Origin of the sequence: Yersinia aleksiciae (genome assembly GCF_001047675.1) — a bacterium.
Lineage (GTDB): Bacteria > Pseudomonadota > Gammaproteobacteria > Enterobacterales > Enterobacteriaceae > Yersinia > Yersinia aleksiciae.
Genome location: NZ_CP011975.1, coordinates 1,230,633 through 1,249,711, shown reverse-complemented (window position 1 = coordinate 1,249,711; position 19,079 = coordinate 1,230,633). Strand labels below are relative to the sequence as shown.

The following is a 19,079-nucleotide window of genomic DNA, read 5'->3' as shown; positions in this document are numbered from 1 at the left end:
ATGTGTACGACTTGTGGTTGCGCCAGCGGTGAGAGAAAAATCGAGGGCGACGACAGTCACCACGACCACCATGATCATCACCACCACCATGACAACGGTCATCACGACCATCATGGCGATCATCACGACCACCACCATCATCACGATGACGGCCACCATCACGATCATCATGACCAGCACGGCAGTGATGCCCAAACGGCAAATATTCAGCATAAACATAAATATGTCGCCAAAGGCACGCAGCCGGTCATTGTTCATCACCACTATTACTATTATCAGGGTGATTACTGCCATCAAGGCGATGTCCATCATCACTATCATGGCAAGGCCCCTGAGCATGAAAAAGCCCCTGCGCCGCTGACGGTCAGCGAACCCGATGACACGGATGCGCCCGCCGCTGACGCTTTTACACCACAGGTGCATGCCGATCAGCAAGGACTGCATTACGGGCAGGGCGAGGCTGGTAGCCATGCGCCGGGAATGGGCCAGCGCCGTTTACTGCAAATCGAGCAAGATGTGCTGAGCAAAAATAACCAGTTAGCCAGCCATAACCGTGAGCATTTTGTCGAGCAACACATTCTGGCGCTGAATCTGGTTTCCAGCCCCGGTTCCGGCAAAACCACCTTATTAACCACCACCCTGCAACGGCTGGCAGGGCAGGTGCCTTGTGCGGTGATCGAAGGCGATCAGCAAACCACCCACGATGCTGAGCGCATTCGCGCCACTGGGGTGCCCGCGATTCAGGTCAATACCGGCAAAGGCTGCCATTTGGATGCACAAATGGTGCATGATGCCGCACACCGCTTGGGCCTGAACAATGACAGCCTGCTATTTATTGAAAACGTCGGCAATTTGGTCTGCCCCGCCAGTTTTGATCTGGGTGAGCGCCATAAAGTGGCGGTGCTCTCAGTGACGGAAGGCGAAGATAAGCCGCTGAAATACCCCCATATGTTTGCCGCCTCCACCCTGATGATCATCAATAAAATCGATCTGCTGCCCTATCTGGATTTCAATATTGAGCAGTGTATCGCCTATGCCCGCCAAGTGAATCCGGACATTCAGGTGATTGCCCTGTCCGCCAGTAGCGGCGAGGGGATGGATCTGTGGCTGGAGTGGCTGGAGGCGCAGCGATGTGTTTAGGCGTACCCGGTAAAATTGTCGCTGTCGGTGAGGATATTCACCAGCTGGCGTGGGTCGACGTGAGCGGCGTAAAACGTGAGATCAATATCGCGCTGGTGTGCGACGAATCCCCTGCGGCCTTGCTCGGCCAGTGGGTATTGGTGCATGTGGGCTTCGCCATGAGCTTGCTCGATGAAGAAGAAGCCCAGCAAACCCTGGCCGCGCTGGCCCATATGCAAGCGGTCGGGCTGGATCTGGACGAGATGGCAAGTGGGGCGGGTGATGCGCTACGTTGATGAGTTCCGCGATCCCGCTTTGGTGAACGCCCTACTGAGCCGGATCGAACACTTGCTGCCGCAACTGCCAGATCAGCAGCGCTTGCCGTTGCAGATCATGGAGGTGTGCGGTGGCCATACCCATGCGATCTTCAAGTTTGGCCTCGATCAACTGCTGCCAGACGGGCTGGAGTTTGTCCACGGGCCGGGCTGTCCGGTCTGTGTGCTGCCGATGGGGCGTATCGATAGCTGCCTCGAAATTGCCGCCCATCCGGAGGTGATTTTCTGCACTTACGGCGACGCCATGCGCGTACCAGGGCGCAACGGCTCGATGCTGGATGCTAAGCGGCGTGGCGCGGATATTCGCGTGGTTTACTCGCCGCTGGATGCCTTGACACTGGCACAGCGCAACCCCGCACGGGAAGTGGTGTTTTTCGGCCTTGGCTTTGAAACCACCATGCCCGCCAGTGCCCTAACCCTGCAACAGGCTAAGCGGCTTGGGCTGACTAACTTCAGCCTGTTCTGTCAGCACATAACCATCATTCCCACGCTACGCAGCCTGCTGCAACAGCCGGATGTGCGCATCGACGGCTTTCTGGCCCCCGGCCATGTCAGCATGGTGATCGGCACCACGCCCTACGGCTTTATTTGCGACCAATTCCATAAACCGCTGGTGGTCACGGGCTTTGAACCGCTGGATATCTTGCAAGGGCTGGTGATGCTGCTGGAGCAGATGGTCAGTGGGCGCTGCGCGGTGGAAAACCAGTACCGGCGCATTGTGCCGGACAGTGGCAACTTACTGGCACAACAAGCGCTGACAGCGGTGTTTACCGCCAAAGCCAGCAGCGAATGGCGCGGCTTGGGTGAGATAGCCGATTCCGGCGTCCAGCTCAGCCCGGCTTATCAGGCTTTTGATGCCGAGTTGCGCTTTAACCCGCAGCAGCAGCGGGTGGCCGATGATCCGCGATCCCGTTGCGGCGACGTGTTGACCGGACGCTGTAAGCCCGATCACTGCCCGCTGTTCGGCGGCGAATGTACGCCAGAAAATGCCTTTGGGGCGCTAATGGTTTCCTCCGAGGGGGCATGCTCCGCTTACTACCAATATCGATAGTTTTCAATATCAGAGTTATGGCAACGCTGACCTGCGGGGAAATGTACCGAATGGGTCGTAGCGACGTCAGTCACCGGAGCGCCCATCGGTGCAGTCGCCCGCGAGTCTCCAAACTATAAATATTGGTTATCAAAATCGATAAATCAGGCCACAACGATAATGAATAACAAAGAAATTACCTTGGCTCACGGCAGTGGTGGGCGGGCGATGCAGAGCTTGATCGAGTCGCTGTTTCTGACGGCATTTGCTAATCCGGCGCTGAATGAGCGGGAAGATCAGGCGCGTATCGCGCTGGCGGATCTGGTGGCGCAAGGGGATCGGCTGGCGGTCTCGACCGACAGCTACGTCATTGATCCCATCTTCTTCCCCGGTGGCGACATTGGCAAACTGGCGGTGTGCGGCACCGCCAATGATGTGGCGGTCAGTGGCGCGACCCCGCGCTATCTCTCCTGCGGCTTTATTCTGGAGGAGGGGCTACCGATGGCTGACCTTGAGCGCATTGTGCAATCGATGGCCGCCACCGCGCAGCAGGCGGGCATTCAGATCGTCACTGGCGATACTAAAGTGGTCCAGCGCGGTGCGGCAGACAAGATCTTTATCAACACCACCGGCATCGGTGTGATCCCCGCCGAGATTCAGTGGGGAACCGCGATGATCCGCGCCGGTGACCGGATCATCGTGAGCGGCACGCTGGGCGATCATGGTGCGACCATCCTCAACCTGCGCGAAGGCTTGGGATTGGAAGCGGAACTTATCAGTGACTGCGCGCTACTGGCCCCGTTGATTGCGCCGCTACGGGCTATTTCGGGGGTGAGAGCGCTACGTGACGCGACACGCGGCGGGGTCACCGCCATTTTGCACGAATTCGCCGCCGCCAGTGGTTGCGGCATGGAAATCAACGAACCCGATCTCCCGTTAAAACCTGCGGTGCGTGGGATTTGCGAACTGCTGGGGTTAGATGCACTTAACTTTGCCAATGAAGGCAAGTTGGTACTGGTGGTTTCCCCCGAGGCGCAAGAGGCGGTATTAGCGGCATTACGTAGTCATCCTTTGGGCCACGATGCGGCGGTGATTGGGCAGGTCACCGAGCGCCAGCAAGTGCGATTATGTGGTGCATTCGGCGTGTCGCGCCGGTTGGATTTGCCGTTAGATGAGCCGTTGCCACGTATCTGCTGATCCCTTGTGTGCCTAATGTTGCACAGGCGATGGGAGAGTATCGAGGAAAGAGGGGGTTTTGTGGATGAGAACGGTCTTTGCCTACGAATAAAAGGTAAGGTGCAGGGGGTGGGGTTTCGGCCCTATATCTGGCAGCTTGCCCACCGCTGCGGGCTGCGGGGTGATGTCAGCAACGACAGCGCTGGCGTCACGATTCACTTGTGGCAATCCGCGGCGGTGGCTGAATTTTTGCGTGCGCTGCCGCAAGAGTGCCCGCCACTGGCACAGATCGACAGCATCAGCACCACTCCCTACCACTGGGCGCAACCGCCGCTGGATTTTGTCATTCACCACAGCGGGGCGGGGCAGATGGACACCCAAATTGTGCCGGATGCGGCGACCTGCGCGGCTTGCCTGCATGAAATGAACGATCCCGCCGATCGTCGCTACCGCTACCCCTTTATCAACTGCACTCATTGCGGCCCACGCTTCACCATTATCCACCGCATGCCCTACGATCGGCCCTACACCGCCATGGGCGAGTTCCCGCTGTGCGCCGCCTGTCAGGCCGAATATGACCACCCCGCCGATCGCCGTTTTCATGCCCAACCCAATGCTTGCGCCGTCTGTGGTCCGCAACTCTGGCTGTGCGGGGCCGATGGGCAAGCCGTGGCGCATGACTTCAGCGCGATAGAGCAGGCCGCACAAGCCCTGTTAGCGGGCGAGATCGTCGCCATCAAAGGCTTGGGCGGCTTTCATCTGGCGGTGGATGCCACCAATGCCGCCGCGGTGGCCCGTCTCAGGCAGCGCAAGCAGCGCCCCTCTAAGCCATTGGCGGTGATGCTGCCGAGTGAGGAGTGGCTGACGCGCTGCGTGCAAAGCGCTGATGATGGTGCATTGCTCCGATTACTGCGCAGCCCAGCGGCACCGATTGTGTTGGTCGAGAAACAGCCCGACAGCCCGCTCAGTGCGGCCGTCGCGCCGCAATTATCGGAGATCGGCGTTATGCTCCCCGCCAATCCGTTGCAACATTTGTTGCTGCAACAGGTGGCACGTCCGTTGGTGATGACCTCCGGTAATGGCAGTGGCAAACCTCCTGCGCTCAGTAATCAGCATGCCCTGAGCGCCCTGAGTGATATCGCCGATCACTGGCTGCTACACAATCGGCAAATTGTGCAGCGGGCCGATGATTCACTGGTGCGTTTCACGGTGCAAGGGGCTGAAATGCTACGCCGCGCACGGGGATACGTGCCCGATGCCTTCGAATTACCGCCGGGATTTAGCCAGCAGCCCGCGATTTTGGCGCTAGGCGCTGACATGAAAAACACCTTTTGTTTGCTGCGCAATCAGACAGCGGTCTTGAGCCAGCACTTGGGGGATCTGGCGGATAGCGATATCGCACAACAACAGCAGCAGCTCTTGACGCTGTTTTGCCAGATTTACCACTTCACACCGCAGACGGTAGTGGTGGATGCTCATCCCAATTATGTCAGTCATCAACTGGGTAAACAGTGGGCGGCACAGCGGGATACTCCCTGCGTGGCGGTGCTGCATCACCATGCGCATCTGGCGGCTTGTCTGGCAGAACACGGTTGGCCACGAGACGGCGGAGCGGTGATTGGTCTGGCGCTGGATGGGCTGGGTTATGGCGCAGAGGGGCAGTTGTGGGGCGGCGAATGCTTGCTGGTGGATTATTCCAACTGTGAATATCTGGGCGGCTTGCCTGCGGTGGCACTGCCCGGTGGCGATCTGGCCTCCCGCCAGCCGTGGCGCAACCTGTTGGCACAGTGGCAGCGCTTTGTGCCGCACTGGCAACAGTTACCGGAAGCGGCGGTGATTGCGCAGCCGCAAGGGGGGATATTGGCGCGAGCTATTGAGCGCGGGATCAATGCGCCGCTGGCCTCCTCGACGGGGCGCTTATTTGATGCGGTGGCCGCTGCGCTGAATCTGGTGCCGTCGTCGATCAGCTGGGAGGGGGAGGCGGCATGCTTGCTGGAAGCACTAGCAGGGCAAAGTGCCGAAACCGCCCCGCCAGTGACTCTGCCACTGTGTGATAACCAACTGGATTTAGCCACCTTCTGGCAGCAATGGCTGGCCTATGATGCCCCAGCAGCTGATCGGGCCTATGCTTTCCACTTTGCGCTGGCGCAGGGCTTTGCCACCTTGGCACGTCAGGCCGCTCAGCGCTTTGGTATCGATACCATCGCCTTTTCTGGCGGCGTACTACACAACCGACTGCTGCGAGAGTTACTTTGCGCACAACTGAGTGATTTTCAGCTCTTGCTGCCACAGCGTTTGCCCGCCGGTGATGGCGGATTGGCATTGGGGCAAGCACTGATTGCCGCTGCCCGTGGTGTTACTGAGCGATAGTCATTACCCCGAGGTTGAGTGGCACTCGGTTGTGCAGCACTTAGTCGTAATTGGCATTGCGGATAAGTACCGACAAATCATGCAGTTTCATTGGCTTACCCAATAAGTAGCCCTGCACCTCATCGCACATCAGGGTTTGTAAATACCCAAGCTGCTCCTCAGTTTCGACCCCTTCCGCCGTGACTGTCATTGAGAGCGCATGGCCAAGATTAATGATGCCCTCGACAATCGATTGCCCCTCATGTGATTCAGCCAGCTCATCGATAAAGCTTTTATCGATCTTCAGCCCATCAAAGGGGAAGCGGCGGAGATAATTCAGTGATGAGTAGCCAGTACCAAAATCATCCATTGATAAGCGCACGCCAAGGGATTTTAGCGCTATCATGGTTTTAAATGCCCCATCGGCATCTTCAATCATGATCCGTTCGGTGATCTCCAGCTCCAGCCGATGGCTGGGCAATCCGGTGAGTAGCAGCACTTGCCGCACCCGTTCGATCAGGCGCTGGTTTCTGAATTCAATGGCGGAAATATTGACCGAAACAATCAGTGACGGATGCCATGTGGCGGCATCCTGACACGCCTGCAACATGGTCCAGTCGCTGATTGAGGTGATAAGTCCGGTCTCTTCTGCCAGCGCAATAAATTGATCCGGCATCAGCAACCCCAGCACGGGGTGATTCCAGCGCACTAAGGCTTCGGCACCGGTCAGTTGCGTGCCTTCGATGCGGTAACGCGGCTGGTAATAGAGGCTAAATTCGTTGTGTTTGACGGCATGACGCAGAAAACGCTCCAGTTCGCTGCGTTGCATCAGCCGATCATTCATCTCACTGGAGTAGAAACTCCAGTGGTGACGGCCACTGTTTTTGGCTTCATACATGGCGATATCGGCGAAGCGCAAAAGCTCCTCGGCCTGCATGGAGTCCTGCGGTGCCAGCGCAATGCCAATACTGGCACCAATATAAATGTCTTGATCATTGATGAGGTAAGGGCTTTCGATACGAGCAATCACACGGGCGCAGAGCTGCTCAATCTCCTTGATTGATGAGAGACCGGTGATAATCAGAATGAATTCATCACCCCCCTGACGCGCCACCAAATCCTGATCACGCAAACAACTTCTCAGCCGTTCAGAGACCTGATGTAGCACCAAATCCCCTGCGACATGGCCGAATGTGTCGTTAACGGGTTTAAACTTATCCAAATCCACATTGAGGATCACCAGCGGATGCGGTGCAGCGGCCAGATTGCGCAGCTTGCTCTCCAGGAACTCTTTCATCCGCAGCCGGTTGGGTAAACCTGTCAGTGCATCATGCAGTGACAGGTGCTGAATACGTTCCTGTGCTTCTATTTCTCGGGTGATATCCGATGCGGTGCCACGGAAACCCCGCGTTTCGCCATTCTTGATAATGGGTTTGGCATAAATACGGCAGACCCGTTTCTCACCTTGGGCAGAGAAATAGGTGCATTGCAGCTCATTGCGCGACTCGGTGAGATGGGTATGTTGCAGCCAAGAGCGGAGCGGAATAACGTCGCAATTGAGCAGCGAATCCAGATTCCGCCCCAGCCAATGCTCCACACTTAATCCGGTAATGGTTAAGAATCGCTGAGATAAATAGGTGATGCGCAGATTGGCATCGGTTTCCCATAACCAGTCAGTGGCGGCTTCGGCGACATGACGAAAACGCTCCTCGCTGGCAATCAAGGCGGCTTTATTCTCATCGGCAATCTGTGCCTCGGACATGGCACGCCGTAACACCAACCAGCCAGATAGCCCAAGAATCAACGCCACCAGTGCCAACAGCGGCAGCAAGATATTGAGCAACTGTGCACCCGGCATACTTTGGTTCCAGTGCAATGTCAGCGTACTGTCATCATTCGAGGATAAGGAGATTGACGGGCTAGCGGCGGCATCTGCTTTGTTCCGCGGAATGCGCAGTTGATGGACGCCATAATCTTCGCCTAAGGCGCTTAGCTCAGCTTGCGTCAGAAAATCGATAAAAACCAAAACGGAAGGGGCACCATTTATTGATTTTACGCGCGGATCGCTGCCGGTGGTTAATGCGGCGGCGGCTACAATGGCGGGCTGCCCTGCCACTTCAATGGTTTCTGTGGCAATAAATTGTTGCTCAGCCCGCTGGCGTGCGGCGTTGATTAACGGCGTAATGTCTTCGCCAAGCCAATCCGGCAAGCTGGTGGTCGCCAACTGCCCCTTGATCACCGAGTAGCGAGTTTTTCCCTGTCCATCAACCACAAACACGCCTTCATAACGAAAATCGTTATACAGCGATGGCCCCAGATTTTGGCTGACAAAGGCCCATTCAGGGTCCACTTTGACATGCAGATGCTCGTAAGCATCCCCCCAAAATGCATTATCTTTGATGCGAATTTTTATCGCGTCCTGACGCATTTGCCAGGCTTTCTCTACCAGAAAGCGGCTTTGGGATTGTGCTTGCTCATTTAATTGTGAGGCGATATAGATGATGCCCACCGCCGCAATAATAATGGTCGCGCCGACTAACAAGGCCACGGCCTGCAAAGTCTGTTTCGCGAAGAAAACATTGTCCCCTTTTGCCCGTGTTTCCGGCCACTTGGAGTCTGTCATGGTGAATTCCCTTAACACTGACGAAGTTCGGGCTGATCTTGAGTATTATAGAAACGTTTTTTTAATCAGCAGGAAGCGATGACTCTGAGGCAATACAAGCTAGCATATTTCCGCGTAGATATAATTTGAGCTTAGAATAATTTAATGTCCATATGCTGTTTTTTTCAGCAAAAATAACTGAAATCAGAAAAAGCTTATATTATTACGCCGCCATTATTACGGATGGGCGATATTTTTATTGGGCCGTGAGCGACAAATAGGGGAGGATCCGCTTGAGGCGGTGATAGGAATTTTTGTCGTAAGGCGTTAAAGTCACATCAGAATATGACGAGTCCCACTAAACTTTATTGAAACCACACCTAAACTCATTATCCTGCCGAGAGTAAGGAATAAACCACCATGCCCACACTGAAATTGATTCGTCACAGGATAATGGCTGACGTGCAGCAAATCCTATTTGCGCGGCAGCACTCTGTGACCACCACTATCATGGCTCTCTTCCTGAGTGTTGGTGTCTCTAGCGCGATGGCCGCCGACGCGCCGCTGCCCGCAGTAACCGTGGCCGTGGTGACCTCTGCCACGCCAGATGCTGCGCTGCAATATCTTGGGCGAGTGGAAGCAATTCAGGCAGTGGATGTGACGACGCGAACCGAAGGCTTTATTGCTCGCCGACTATTTACTGAGGGGCAGATGGTTAAACAGGGGGATCTGCTGTATGAGATTGATCCCGCGCTGCATCAGGCGTCAGTCACTCAGGCGCAGGCGCAGCTCGATAGCGCCACTGCCAGTGCTAACCATGCGCAGGTGAATCTCACCCGTTTGCAGCGGTTAGGCAATAATCGCTCTGTCAGTCAGGCTGAAGTTGATGAAGCGCAGGCGCAGCGAGATATCAGCCGTGCGGCAGTGGCACAGGCACAGGCCAACTTACAAATTCAGCAGTTACAGCTCGGTTTCACCCAAATCACCGCCCCGATCACCGGCCAGATTGGTCACAGCCGCTTTAATGTTGGCAGCCTGATTAACCCGGCCAGCGGCACCTTGGTCAGCATTGTCCAGCTTGATCCGATTCGCGTGGCTATCGCCGTCAATGAGCGAGATTACATTACTGCGACCTATCAGTTATCCGCTGCGGGAACCCCTACCGATAACAGCGCACTGGCGTTTGGCAACTTCACGCCACGCATTCAACTGGCGAATGGTAAGCAGTACCCAGACAGCGGCGTTTTTGAGTCCGTCGATAACCAAATCGATAAGCAGACCGGCACGGTGACCATCCGCACTCGGTTTGCCAATCCACGGCATCTGCTGCTGCCCGGCGGGGTAGTGAATGTGTCGCTGGCGGCAGAAACAGCAAAATCAGTGATGGCGATACCCATTGCCGCGTTACAGCAGAATAAGCAGGGCCATTTTGTGTTGGTGGTGACCGATAAGGATCAGGTTGAGGTGCGGCCAGTGACCCTCGGCGAGCAGTTTGAGCAACAATATGCAGTGAAGGATGGCCTAAAAGTGGGCGAGCGGGTCATTGTGGCGGGGCTACAACATGTACGCCCTGGCATGACCGTCAACGCCACGGTGGCTACGCCGCTGACAGCGAACTAAGGGGAAGGCCAGATGTTGCATTTCTTTATTCGTCGCCCCAAATTTGCCATTGTTATCGCGTTGGTGATCACCATTGTCGGTTGGGTGTCACTGCATGTGATTCCGGTTGAGCAATACCCCGATATCACGCCGCCGGTGGTTTCCGTCAGTGCCGTCTATCCGGGGGCCAGCGCCCGTGATGTGGCGCAGGCCGTTGCCTCTCCCCTTGAGGCTCAGGTCAATGGCGTCAGCAATATGCTGTATATGGAGTCGACCAGCGCCAATAACGGCAGTTATCAACTCAGTATTACCTTTGCCAGTGGCACCGACCCCGATATGGCGGCAGTTGAGGTGCAAAACCGCATTTCTCAGGTGAGCGCCCAACTGCCAGCGGAAGTGAATGAAAACGGCATTTCAGTGCGCAAGCGGGCCTCAAACCTGCTGCTGGGGGTCAGTGTCTTTTCGCCGAAACAGACCCATGACGCCCTGTTTGTCAGCAACTACACCAGCATTCAGTTGCGTGATGCGATTGCGCGTATTAATGGTGTCGGTGATGTGCAGGTGTTTGGTGCGCGTGATTACAGCATGCGTGTCTGGCTGAATCCGCAACGTATGGAGTCGCTGAATGTCAGCGTACAAGATATTGTCGCGGCACTACAGCAACAGAACGTGCAAGCGGCGGCGGGGCAGATTGGTTCATCCCCATCGATGCCCGGTCAACAACAGACCCTAACCATCAGCGGGCAAGGGCGACTGACTGACCCGCAGCAGTTTGCCAATGTGATTATTCGCAGCAATCCTCAGGGCGGGATGATCCGTCTGGGTGATGTGGCGCGGGTGGCGTTGGGGGCACAGAACTATCAGGTGAGTGCGGCGCAAAACCAGACGGAATCGGCCTTTTTAGTGGTCTATCCGGTGCCCGGTGCCAACGCTTTAAATGTGGCGAATGGGGTGCGGGATGAGATGGCGCGCCTGTCGGCCTCATTCCCGGCGGATCTGACCTATGAAATCAACTATGACTCCACCCTCCCAGTCACGGCGACACTGCATGAGATTGCGCTGTCACTGACCCTGACTCTGATTGTGGTGCTGGCGGTGGTGTACCTGTTCTTGCAGAGTATGCGGGCGACATTTATTGTCGCGCTGACGATCCCGGTCTCCTTGCTGGGTACCTTTGCTGTGCTGTATGTCTTTGGTTATTCAGCCAATACCCTCAGTTTATTCGCTATCATTTTGGCGCTGACCATCGTGGTAGATGATGCCATTGTGGTGGTGGAAAACGTCGAGCGCCTATTATCGAATGATCCGAATCTGACGCCAGCGGCAGCCACCAAACAGGCGATGAGCCAGATAGCGGGGCCGATTATCGCCACCACACTGGTGTTGATGGCGGTATTCGTGCCGATAGCCATTTTGCCGGGAATCATTGGTGAGCTGTATCGCCAGTTTGCCGTTACCCTCTCGGCGGCGGTTATTTTATCCAGTATCAATGCGTTAACTCTCAGTCCGGCGCTGTGTGCGCTATTGCTGAAGCGGCGAACCTTGTCGACCACCGGCGTCTTTGGTGGCATCAACCGTGGCTTGGATCGCGCCCGTGATGGCTATGTCTCATTGACGGGCCGTATCAGCAGCCGCGCAGTATTCAGTATTGCTGCGCTGTTGCTGGTGGGATTGGCCACCTGGTGGGGCTATACCCGCTTACCAACCTCATTTCTGCCGGAAGAGGATCAGGGCTACTTCTTTGTCAGCTTACAGTTGCCAGACGGGGCTTCGCTGAATCGGACTCAGGCGGTGATGGATCAGATGTACCAACAGGTGACCGCCAACGACGCCGTTGAGGATGTGATCAAAATTACCGGTTTCAGTCTGCTCAGCGGCAACAATGCCCCCAATGCCGGTTTTGCTATTGTGATGCTCAAACCTTGGGGGCAGCGGCCACACATTGATCGGGTGCTCGCCAGCATTCAAGCCAATTTAGCAGCGATCCCGTCGGCGATGATTATGGCGGTCAACCCGCCAGCGATTGCCGGTCTGGGCAGTGCATCTGGCTTTGATTTGCGCATTCAGGCGCTACTCGGCCAATCACCGCAAGAGTTGGCGCAGGTCAGTCAGGGGATCATTTTTGCCGCCAATCAGGACCCGAAACTGAGCCGGGTATTTACCACCTTCAGCGCCTCGGTGCCTGAAACCAATTTGAGCATTGATCGTGACCGCGCCGCACTATTACAGGTGCCGGTCAGCCGTATTTTCCAAACCTTGCAGACCTCCCTCGGCGGGATGAATGCCGGTGATTTCACCCTGAATAACCGCATGTTCCGCGTGCAATTGCAGAATGATATGGATTTCCGTCAGCGCACGGCGCAGATCAATAGCTTGAATGTGCGCAGTGATAATGGGGCGTTGGTCAGTTTGGCGAATCTGGTCACCCTCACGCCATCAGTCGGTGCGCCATTTATCAGTAATTTCAATCAGTTCCCATCAGTCGCGGTGAGTGGCTCGGCGGCAGACGGTGCCAGTTCGGGCCAGGCCATGGCGGCGATGGAAGCCCTGTTGGCGCAGAATTTACCGCAAGGTTACAGCTATAGCTGGAGTGGCATGTCATGGCAGGAGCAGCAAACCGGCGGGCAGGTGATGTTGATCTATCTGGCAGCGCTGGTGTTCGCATATCTGTTTTTAGTCGCCCAGTATGAGAGCTGGAGCATTCCGCTGGTGGTCATTCTGTCGGTGGTGTTTGCTGTGGGCGGTGCGGTAGCAGGGCTATCAGCCATGGGCTTTGCCAACGATGTTTATGCGCAGATCGGGCTGGTGCTCCTGATCGGACTGGCGGCCAAGAATGCCATCTTAATTGTCGAGTTCTCCAAAGCCCGACGAGAAGAGGGGGCCACTATTGCCGAGGCCGCGCAGGACGGGGCCAAACAGCGCTTCCGTGCGGTGATGATGACGGCTATCTCCTTTATTCTTGGCGTGATGCCGCTGGTTTTCGCCAGCGGGGCTGGGGCGATGAGCCGCCAAATTATCGGTATTACTGTGTTTGGTGGCATGTTGATGGCGACCGCCGTGGGGATCCTATTTATTCCGGCGTTGTATCTGCATATTCAGCGACTGCGGGAGTGGACAAAATCCCGTAAGCAGCCTTCGGATGAAGGCCCGCAACACTAAAATCAGCATCTGGATGTATAGCGCTGGAAAAGGCGCTATACATCTCCAGGATGGGTTGAATAAAGATCACTCTTTTATGGCTATTTTAGGATGCGGAATACTGACTGATCCTGATCTAAATTCGATCATTCTCTGTGAATTATCTATTTCATAATTGTTAAACTTAGAACCCATCAAAGACAAAAATAGATTATTTTCATTCTGTTGCACTCTCCACTTCTGCTCGCTATCGCTAATCGCAGGTAGAAAAAATATGTCCATTAATACGCATAATCCTCTTTTTTAATCTTTTCCCAGCACAAATTAAATGACATAAAATTAACCCCAAGAAATAAAATCTATATTTTATTAATATGAAATGTATGTGCTAAGGCGAGAATGAAAATCAGGGTTTATAGTCAAGATGCTTATTTAACGGCGGGTGTTAACGAGCTGATAAAATCAATCCCCTTAAACGGTATTTATTGTGGCGGGAGCATAACAATTATTGATTTATCGACAGAGGGCTTTTTACTGCACAGTGATTTTTTTTCCAAAGAGTGCTGTCATGCAATATTGATAGTCAATAATATTAATATTGCATATTGGCTGCGAAGAGTGCCGCTCTGTTTTGATACCCATATTGTTTTGAATACTATTTCACCCAGTGATTTCACCGAAAAAATAAAAAAACTGATAATCAATATCATGTGCCTTACGTGCTACTGGGAAGGTGTCAAAGGCGTTGAAGCTAAAAAATCAACCATGGAAAACAGCCTGACCCGCCGTGAGTGTGAGGTCCTGAAGCTCTACTGCATGGGGATGGCGGTTAAGGATATTGCCCGCGAGTTGGTGATTGACCCTAAAACGGTCAGCGTACATAAACGCTCAGTCATGAAACGGATGACACTAAAGAGTCATGCCAGTTTGTTTGATATACATCAGCAAATAAATAATATTGAAGCCATTATCAGCGCACAGGAAAAACGATTCACCTATAGGCTAACATCCTCACAGCAATGTCGGCTTATTTCGGCAGTGGATTAACTCAGACTATTATTCGAGAATAGAAAAATATTTTATTAAAATGTATGATAATTACTATACTCCATTATGAGTGTAATTAAATTGGGCAGTAGCTTAAATGAATAAGCAATTATCAGAGACGGCCAGACTGATTGGCCATGAGATAGAAAAACATAAATCATCGCATTACGTAAAATTCAAGAAAAATCAGCGTGTTGACTTTAAAAATAACGATAGCATCTATTTTCTGTCAGCAGGCTGCGTCTCCTTCTATCGCTACAACGATGATGTCCTCACTATTACCAAAGATGCCCCCTTTATGCTGGGATTGGCGCAAATGAAAAGTGAGGTCAAAAGCCATTATGTCCGCTGTAATACCGAGTGCGAGATGTGGGGTATCTCAATCAGTGAGGCGTGCCAGTTATTCAATAGCAATGAATTATGGATGCATGCTTTTGATATTCTGACCGATCAGGTGCAGGAATATTTCAAGCGCGAGCACATGATCTTGCAAAAAAATACCTATGGCATCATCAATGAGCATTTGAAACATATCTGGGAGATGGACGAAGCAACCCGAAGAAAAACATCAATATATAGCTATATTCTGACCAGAAATCATATATCCCGCAGTGCGATCCATAAGATTGTGAAAGAGATGATGACGGAGGGCGATATTGTCGTCAGAAGAGGCAAGCTGATCGATTTCAAGCGCGCTGAAAAGCCAGAATGAACCCTGCTGCATCTTTGTGCATTTGCCGCTAAAAAGTGCGGGAAATGCGCACAATCAGTGCTTCGCTCCTGCTGTTTTGCCCATTTTCATTATAAAAAGTACGGGTATACCCGCCAATGTGCGGGTGTCCCGTATTTGGTACAAACCTTGCTTTAGTCCTAGACCGCACTATTACCGTTCAATTGCTTTGATAGGGATAAGGTATGTCACAGGCGAAACAAGCACCGGAATTAAAACGCACGTTGGGCAGTTTTCAATTATGGGGTATTGCCGTCGGATTGGTTATCTCCGGCGAGTATTTTGGTTGGAGCTACGGCTGGGCGCAGGCGGGAACCTTGGGCTTCCTGTTTACCGCGTTAGGTGTAGCGGCGATGTACACCGCGTTTATTTTTAGCTTCACTGAATTAACCACCTCGATTCCCCATGCTGGCGGCCCCTTTGCTTATGCTCACCGCGCTTTTGGTCCCACTGGCGGCTTTATTGCTGGTTTGGCGACCTTAATTGAATTTGTTTTTGCCCCCCCCGCCATTGCCATGGCTATTGGCGCTTATATTAATGTGCAATTCCCCGCTATTGACCCTAAATGGGTGGCGGTGGGCGCTTACCTAATATTTATGTCGCTGAATATTCTGGGGGTCAGCATTGCTGCCACCTTTGAGCTATTAGTCACGATATTGGCGATTTTCGAGTTGCTGGTGTTTATGGGCGTGGTGGCGCCGGGCTTTGAAGTCAGCAACTTTGTCAGGGGGGGCTGGGCGGGTTCAGATACCTTCAGTGCTGGCTCATTGTCGGGGATTTTTGCCGCGATACCCTTTGCGATCTGGTTCTTCCTGGCGATTGAAGGTGCTTCAATGGCGGCGGAAGAGGCCAAAGATCCACAACGCACCATCCCGCGCGCGTTTATCGGCGGCATACTCACATTAGTGGTGCTGGCGCTCGGTGTGATGGTCTTTGCCGGTGGGGTGGGTGACTGGACGAAGCTGTCCAATATCAATGACCCATTGCCACAAGCGATGAAAATCATTGTTGGCAGCGACAGTGGCTGGCTGCATATGCTGGTGTGGCTCGGGCTGTTTGGCCTGATTGCTTCCTTCCACGGCATCATCATGGGCTATTCGCGCCAGATCTTTGCATTGGCCCGCGCTGGGTATTTACCTAAGCCGCTGGCGAAAGTGAATCAGCGTTTCCGCACTCCGCATCGGGCTATTCTGGCCGGTGGTGTGGTGGGGATTGCGGCGATTTTCTCTGACTCGCTGATCGTGATTGGTGGTATGCCACTGACGGCAAATATTGTCACCATGTCGGTGTTTGGAGCCATCGTGATGTATATCATCTCGATGCTGTCACTCTTTAAGCTGAGACAAACCGAGCCACGTTTGACTCGTCCTTTCTCCGCACCGCTCTATCCGTTTGCACCCGCATTGGCGCTGGTTTTAGCCGTGGTCTGTCTGGTGGCGATGGTCTATTACAACCCACTGTTGGCGCTGATTTTCGCTGGCATGATGTTCGCTGGCTATATCTACTTCCGCCTGACCCACCGTTCGCGCGCTGCGGCTGCATTCGATCCGCAGCTGAGTGGTGCCGAGTAATCTTGTATTGGTGGTGTAGACGTCACCACTATTCAGGCTGCTGCGGCAGCCTGCAGAACTAAGGGACGCGTTATGTATCAGACCACCTTGAGCCATCGTAGCTATCATTTTGGCGATCTACGGGAGTTGATGGCGAAAGCCTCACCCGCGCGTTCGGGGGATTATCTGGCGGGTGTCGCGGCAGAGACGGCGGAAGAGCGCATGGCAGCCCGCATGGCACTGGCTGAGTTGCCGCTAAAAACATTCTTACAGCAAGTGCTGATTCCCTATGAGCAGGATGAAGTGACGCGGCTGATTATTGATAGCCATGACCAACCCGCTTTTGCCCCGATAGCGCATCTTACCGTGGGGGATTTTCGTGACTGGCTGCTCAGTGAGCGCACCGACAGTGCAACACTGGCACGGGTCAGTGCGGGCATCACCCCAGAAATGGCGGCGGCAGTAAGCAAAATCATGCGCAATCAGGATTTGATTCTGGTGGCGAAGAAATGCCGCGTTATCACCCAATTTCGTAACACCATTGGCCTGCCCGGCCATTTGAGTGTACGGCTACAGCCCAATCACCCGACGGACAGTTTACCGGGCATCGCCGCCAGTATGCTTGATGGCCTGCTGTATGGCAGTGGTGACGCGGTGATTGGCATCAATCCGGCCAGTGACAGCTTGCCACTGCTGGAAAAACTGAATTATATGCTGGACGATGTTATCAGCCGTTTTGAGATCCCCACGCAATCCTGTGTGCTCACCCATGTCACCAATACCCTTAAATTGATTGAGCGTGGCGCGCCAGTGGATTTGGTGTTTCAGTCAATTGCGGGCAGTGAAGCGGCGAACGCCGGATTTGGTATCAACCTCGCTTTGCTGGAAGAAGCGCAGCTCGCCGCATTGAGCCTCAAACGCGGCACAGTGGGTGATAATGTGATGTATTTTGAGACTGGGCAGGGCAGCTGCCTGTCTGGCAACGCCCATTTTGGTGTCGACCAGCAAACCTGCGAAGCGCGCGCTTATGCCATTGCGCGCCGCTTCTCGCCATTGCTCACTAACACGGTGGTGGGGTTTATCGGGCCGGAGTATCTCTACGACGGTAAGCAGATTATTCGCGCCGGTTTGGAGGACCATTTTTGCGGTAAATTGCTGGGTGTGCCGCTCGGCTGTGATGTTTGCTACACCAATCATGCGGAAGCGGATCAGGATGATATGGACACCTTACTGACCTTATTGGGGACGGCGGGGCTGACCTTTATGATGGGTATTCCAGGGGCCGATGACATCATGCTGAATTATCAAAGCACCTCTTTCCATGATGCGCTCTATATCCGTCAATTACTCGGCTTGAAACATGCGCCCGAGTTTGGCCTGTGGCTGGAAAAGATGAACATTATGGATGGGCAGGGACAGCTACGCGATACTGCGCTTAACCATCCGTTACTGAAACAGCTCCCCTACATGGAGGCATTCTGATGCGTCGTCATGAGTTAGATCTGCTCCATCACAACCCGTGGCAAGCCTTGCGGCAGTTTACCGCGGCACGTATTGCCCTTGGCCGCACCGGTGCCAGTGTGCCTACCGCAGAATTGCTAAACTTTGGGCTGGCCCATGCCCAAGCCCGTGATGCGGTGCATCAGCCTTTTATTAGCGAAGATCTAGCCAGCCAGTTAGCAGGCTTAGGATTACGTACCATAACCGCCAACAGTGCCGCGCCGGATCGCTCGACCTATCTGCGCCGCCCGGATCTGGGGCGAAAACTCTCGCCGCAAAGTCATGATCAGCTGTGCGCATGGCCGGATAAGCCAGCGGATTTGTTGTTGGTCATTGGCGATGGATTGTCATCGAAAGCGGTACATCGGCAAGCGGTCCCGCTGATAGTGGCGCTGTTGCCCTATTTACGCAGGCTCGGTTTGTCGCTGGCCCCCATTGTCCTGGCGCATCAATCTCGGGTGGCATTGGGGGATGATGCGGGTGAATGTCTGCAAGCAAAAGCAGTGGTGATGCTGATTGGTGAACGGCCGGGGCTTTCATCGCCAGACAGCCTTGGCATCTACATGACTTGGGGGCCAAATACCCGGCGGCTGGAGTCCGAACGCAACTGTATTTCCAATATCCGGCCCGAGGGATTGGATTATCCGCAGGCGGCATTTAAATTGGCCTGGCTGTTGGAGCAATCTTTCCAGCGACGTTTATCTGGGGTACAGCTCAAAGATGAGAGTGATAACCCCGCACTGCATGGTCTGGTAAGCCCTGCTTATATGATTGATGGTACGAATGGTGAGCTTAGCTAAATTTAACTGCTATAGCAGGTGATAAACGACTTGGCCCCTCTATTCTCAGCACGTTAAGTGGTTCATTGGATGTTATTCAATTAGCCACTCTAATGACTAATGAC

At 53.9% G+C, this 19,079-nt stretch carries 13 protein-coding genes; 12 read left to right on the top strand and 1 reads right to left on the bottom strand.

Features of this window, described 5'->3' with window-relative positions:
- From hypB to hypF, 5 genes are all read left to right on the top strand, one after another.
- Positions 1-1,140 (top strand): hydrogenase nickel incorporation protein HypB, encoded by a 1,140-nt coding sequence (gene hypB, locus ACZ76_RS05735; protein WP_048617620.1) that lies wholly within the window; start codon positions 1-3, stop codon positions 1,138-1,140.
- Positions 1,131-1,415, top strand: a complete 285-nt coding sequence (hybG, locus tag ACZ76_RS05730) for a hydrogenase maturation factor HybG (RefSeq protein ID WP_048617618.1) — start codon at positions 1,131-1,133, stop codon at positions 1,413-1,415. The genes hypB and hybG overlap by 10 nt, the downstream gene beginning before the upstream one ends.
- The gene (gene hypD, locus ACZ76_RS05725) at positions 1,402-2,505 is read left to right on the top strand and encodes a hydrogenase formation protein HypD (RefSeq protein WP_048617616.1); all 1,104 of its coding nucleotides are present in this window, start codon (positions 1,402-1,404) and stop codon (positions 2,503-2,505) included. Before hybG ends, hypD begins: the two co-directional genes overlap by 14 nt.
- 159 nt (positions 2,506-2,664) lie before the next feature.
- Positions 2,665-3,681, top strand: a complete 1,017-nt coding sequence (gene hypE / locus ACZ76_RS05720; protein WP_048617615.1) for a hydrogenase expression/formation protein HypE — start codon at positions 2,665-2,667, stop codon at positions 3,679-3,681.
- A 60-nt stretch (positions 3,682-3,741) separates the two neighbouring features.
- Positions 3,742-6,030 (top strand): carbamoyltransferase HypF, encoded by a 2,289-nt coding sequence (gene hypF / locus ACZ76_RS05715; RefSeq protein ID WP_048617612.1) that lies wholly within the window; start codon positions 3,742-3,744, stop codon positions 6,028-6,030.
- 40 nt (positions 6,031-6,070) lie between these two features.
- On the opposite strand, the gene ACZ76_RS05710 is transcribed toward hypF, so the two are convergent.
- Entirely contained in the window at positions 6,071-8,632 is a 2,562-nt protein-coding gene (locus ACZ76_RS05710) for a bifunctional diguanylate cyclase/phosphodiesterase (protein WP_048617610.1), read from the bottom strand.
- Positions 8,633-9,064: 432 nt separating this feature from the next.
- Between ACZ76_RS05710 and ACZ76_RS05705 the strand changes: the two genes are divergently transcribed.
- From ACZ76_RS05705 to eutC, 7 genes are all read left to right on the top strand, one after another.
- Positions 9,065-10,231 (top strand): efflux RND transporter periplasmic adaptor subunit, encoded by a 1,167-nt coding sequence (locus tag ACZ76_RS05705; protein ID WP_390621176.1) that lies wholly within the window; start codon positions 9,065-9,067, stop codon positions 10,229-10,231.
- A gap of 12 nt (positions 10,232-10,243) precedes the next feature.
- A complete protein-coding gene (locus tag ACZ76_RS05700; RefSeq protein WP_048617606.1) occupies positions 10,244-13,369 on the top strand; it encodes an efflux RND transporter permease subunit in 3,126 nt (1,041 codons plus the stop codon).
- A 378-nt stretch (positions 13,370-13,747) separates the two neighbouring features.
- Entirely contained in the window at positions 13,748-14,395 is a 648-nt protein-coding gene (locus ACZ76_RS05690) for a response regulator transcription factor (RefSeq protein WP_048617602.1), read from the top strand.
- Positions 14,396-14,492: 97 nt separating this feature from the next.
- Positions 14,493-15,107: a helix-turn-helix domain-containing protein gene (locus tag ACZ76_RS05685; RefSeq protein WP_048617600.1), complete on the top strand. Its 615-nt coding sequence runs from the start codon at positions 14,493-14,495 to the stop codon at positions 15,105-15,107.
- Positions 15,108-15,310: 203 nt separating this feature from the next.
- Complete coding sequence (eat, locus tag ACZ76_RS05680) at positions 15,311-16,696, top strand: ethanolamine permease (protein WP_048617598.1); 1,386 nt, start codon at positions 15,311-15,313, stop codon at positions 16,694-16,696.
- A 72-nt stretch (positions 16,697-16,768) separates the two neighbouring features.
- Positions 16,769-18,157, top strand: coding sequence for an ethanolamine ammonia-lyase subunit EutB (locus tag ACZ76_RS05675; RefSeq protein WP_048617596.1), 1,389 nt, complete (start codon positions 16,769-16,771; stop codon positions 18,155-18,157).
- Positions 18,157-18,975: an ethanolamine ammonia-lyase subunit EutC gene (eutC, locus tag ACZ76_RS05670; protein ID WP_048617594.1), complete on the top strand. Its 819-nt coding sequence runs from the start codon at positions 18,157-18,159 to the stop codon at positions 18,973-18,975. The genes ACZ76_RS05675 and eutC overlap by 1 nt, the downstream gene beginning before the upstream one ends.
- The last annotated feature ends 104 nt before the right edge of the window (positions 18,976-19,079 follow it).

Coding starts and splice junctions, on each gene's coding strand:
- ACZ76_RS05705 (WP_390621176.1), top strand. CDS start 9,065: ATGGCTGACGTGCAGCAAATCCTATTTGCGCGGCAGCACTCTGTGACC.
- hybG (WP_048617618.1), top strand. CDS start 1,131: ATGTGTTTAGGCGTACCCGGTAAAATTGTCGCTGTCGGTGAGGATATT.
- hypD (WP_048617616.1), top strand. CDS start 1,402: ATGCGCTACGTTGATGAGTTCCGCGATCCCGCTTTGGTGAACGCCCTA.
- hypB (WP_048617620.1), top strand. CDS start 1: ATGTGTACGACTTGTGGTTGCGCCAGCGGTGAGAGAAAAATCGAGGGC.
- eutC (WP_048617594.1), top strand. CDS start 18,157: ATGCGTCGTCATGAGTTAGATCTGCTCCATCACAACCCGTGGCAAGCC.
- ACZ76_RS05690 (WP_048617602.1), top strand. CDS start 13,748: ATGAAAATCAGGGTTTATAGTCAAGATGCTTATTTAACGGCGGGTGTT.
- eat (WP_048617598.1), top strand. CDS start 15,311: ATGTCACAGGCGAAACAAGCACCGGAATTAAAACGCACGTTGGGCAGT.
- ACZ76_RS05700 (WP_048617606.1), top strand. CDS start 10,244: ATGTTGCATTTCTTTATTCGTCGCCCCAAATTTGCCATTGTTATCGCG.
- ACZ76_RS05675 (WP_048617596.1), top strand. CDS start 16,769: ATGTATCAGACCACCTTGAGCCATCGTAGCTATCATTTTGGCGATCTA.
- hypE (WP_048617615.1), top strand. CDS start 2,665: ATGAATAACAAAGAAATTACCTTGGCTCACGGCAGTGGTGGGCGGGCG.
- ACZ76_RS05685 (WP_048617600.1), top strand. CDS start 14,493: ATGAATAAGCAATTATCAGAGACGGCCAGACTGATTGGCCATGAGATA.
- ACZ76_RS05710 (WP_048617610.1), bottom strand. CDS start 8,632: ATGACAGACTCCAAGTGGCCGGAAACACGGGCAAAAGGGGACAATGTT.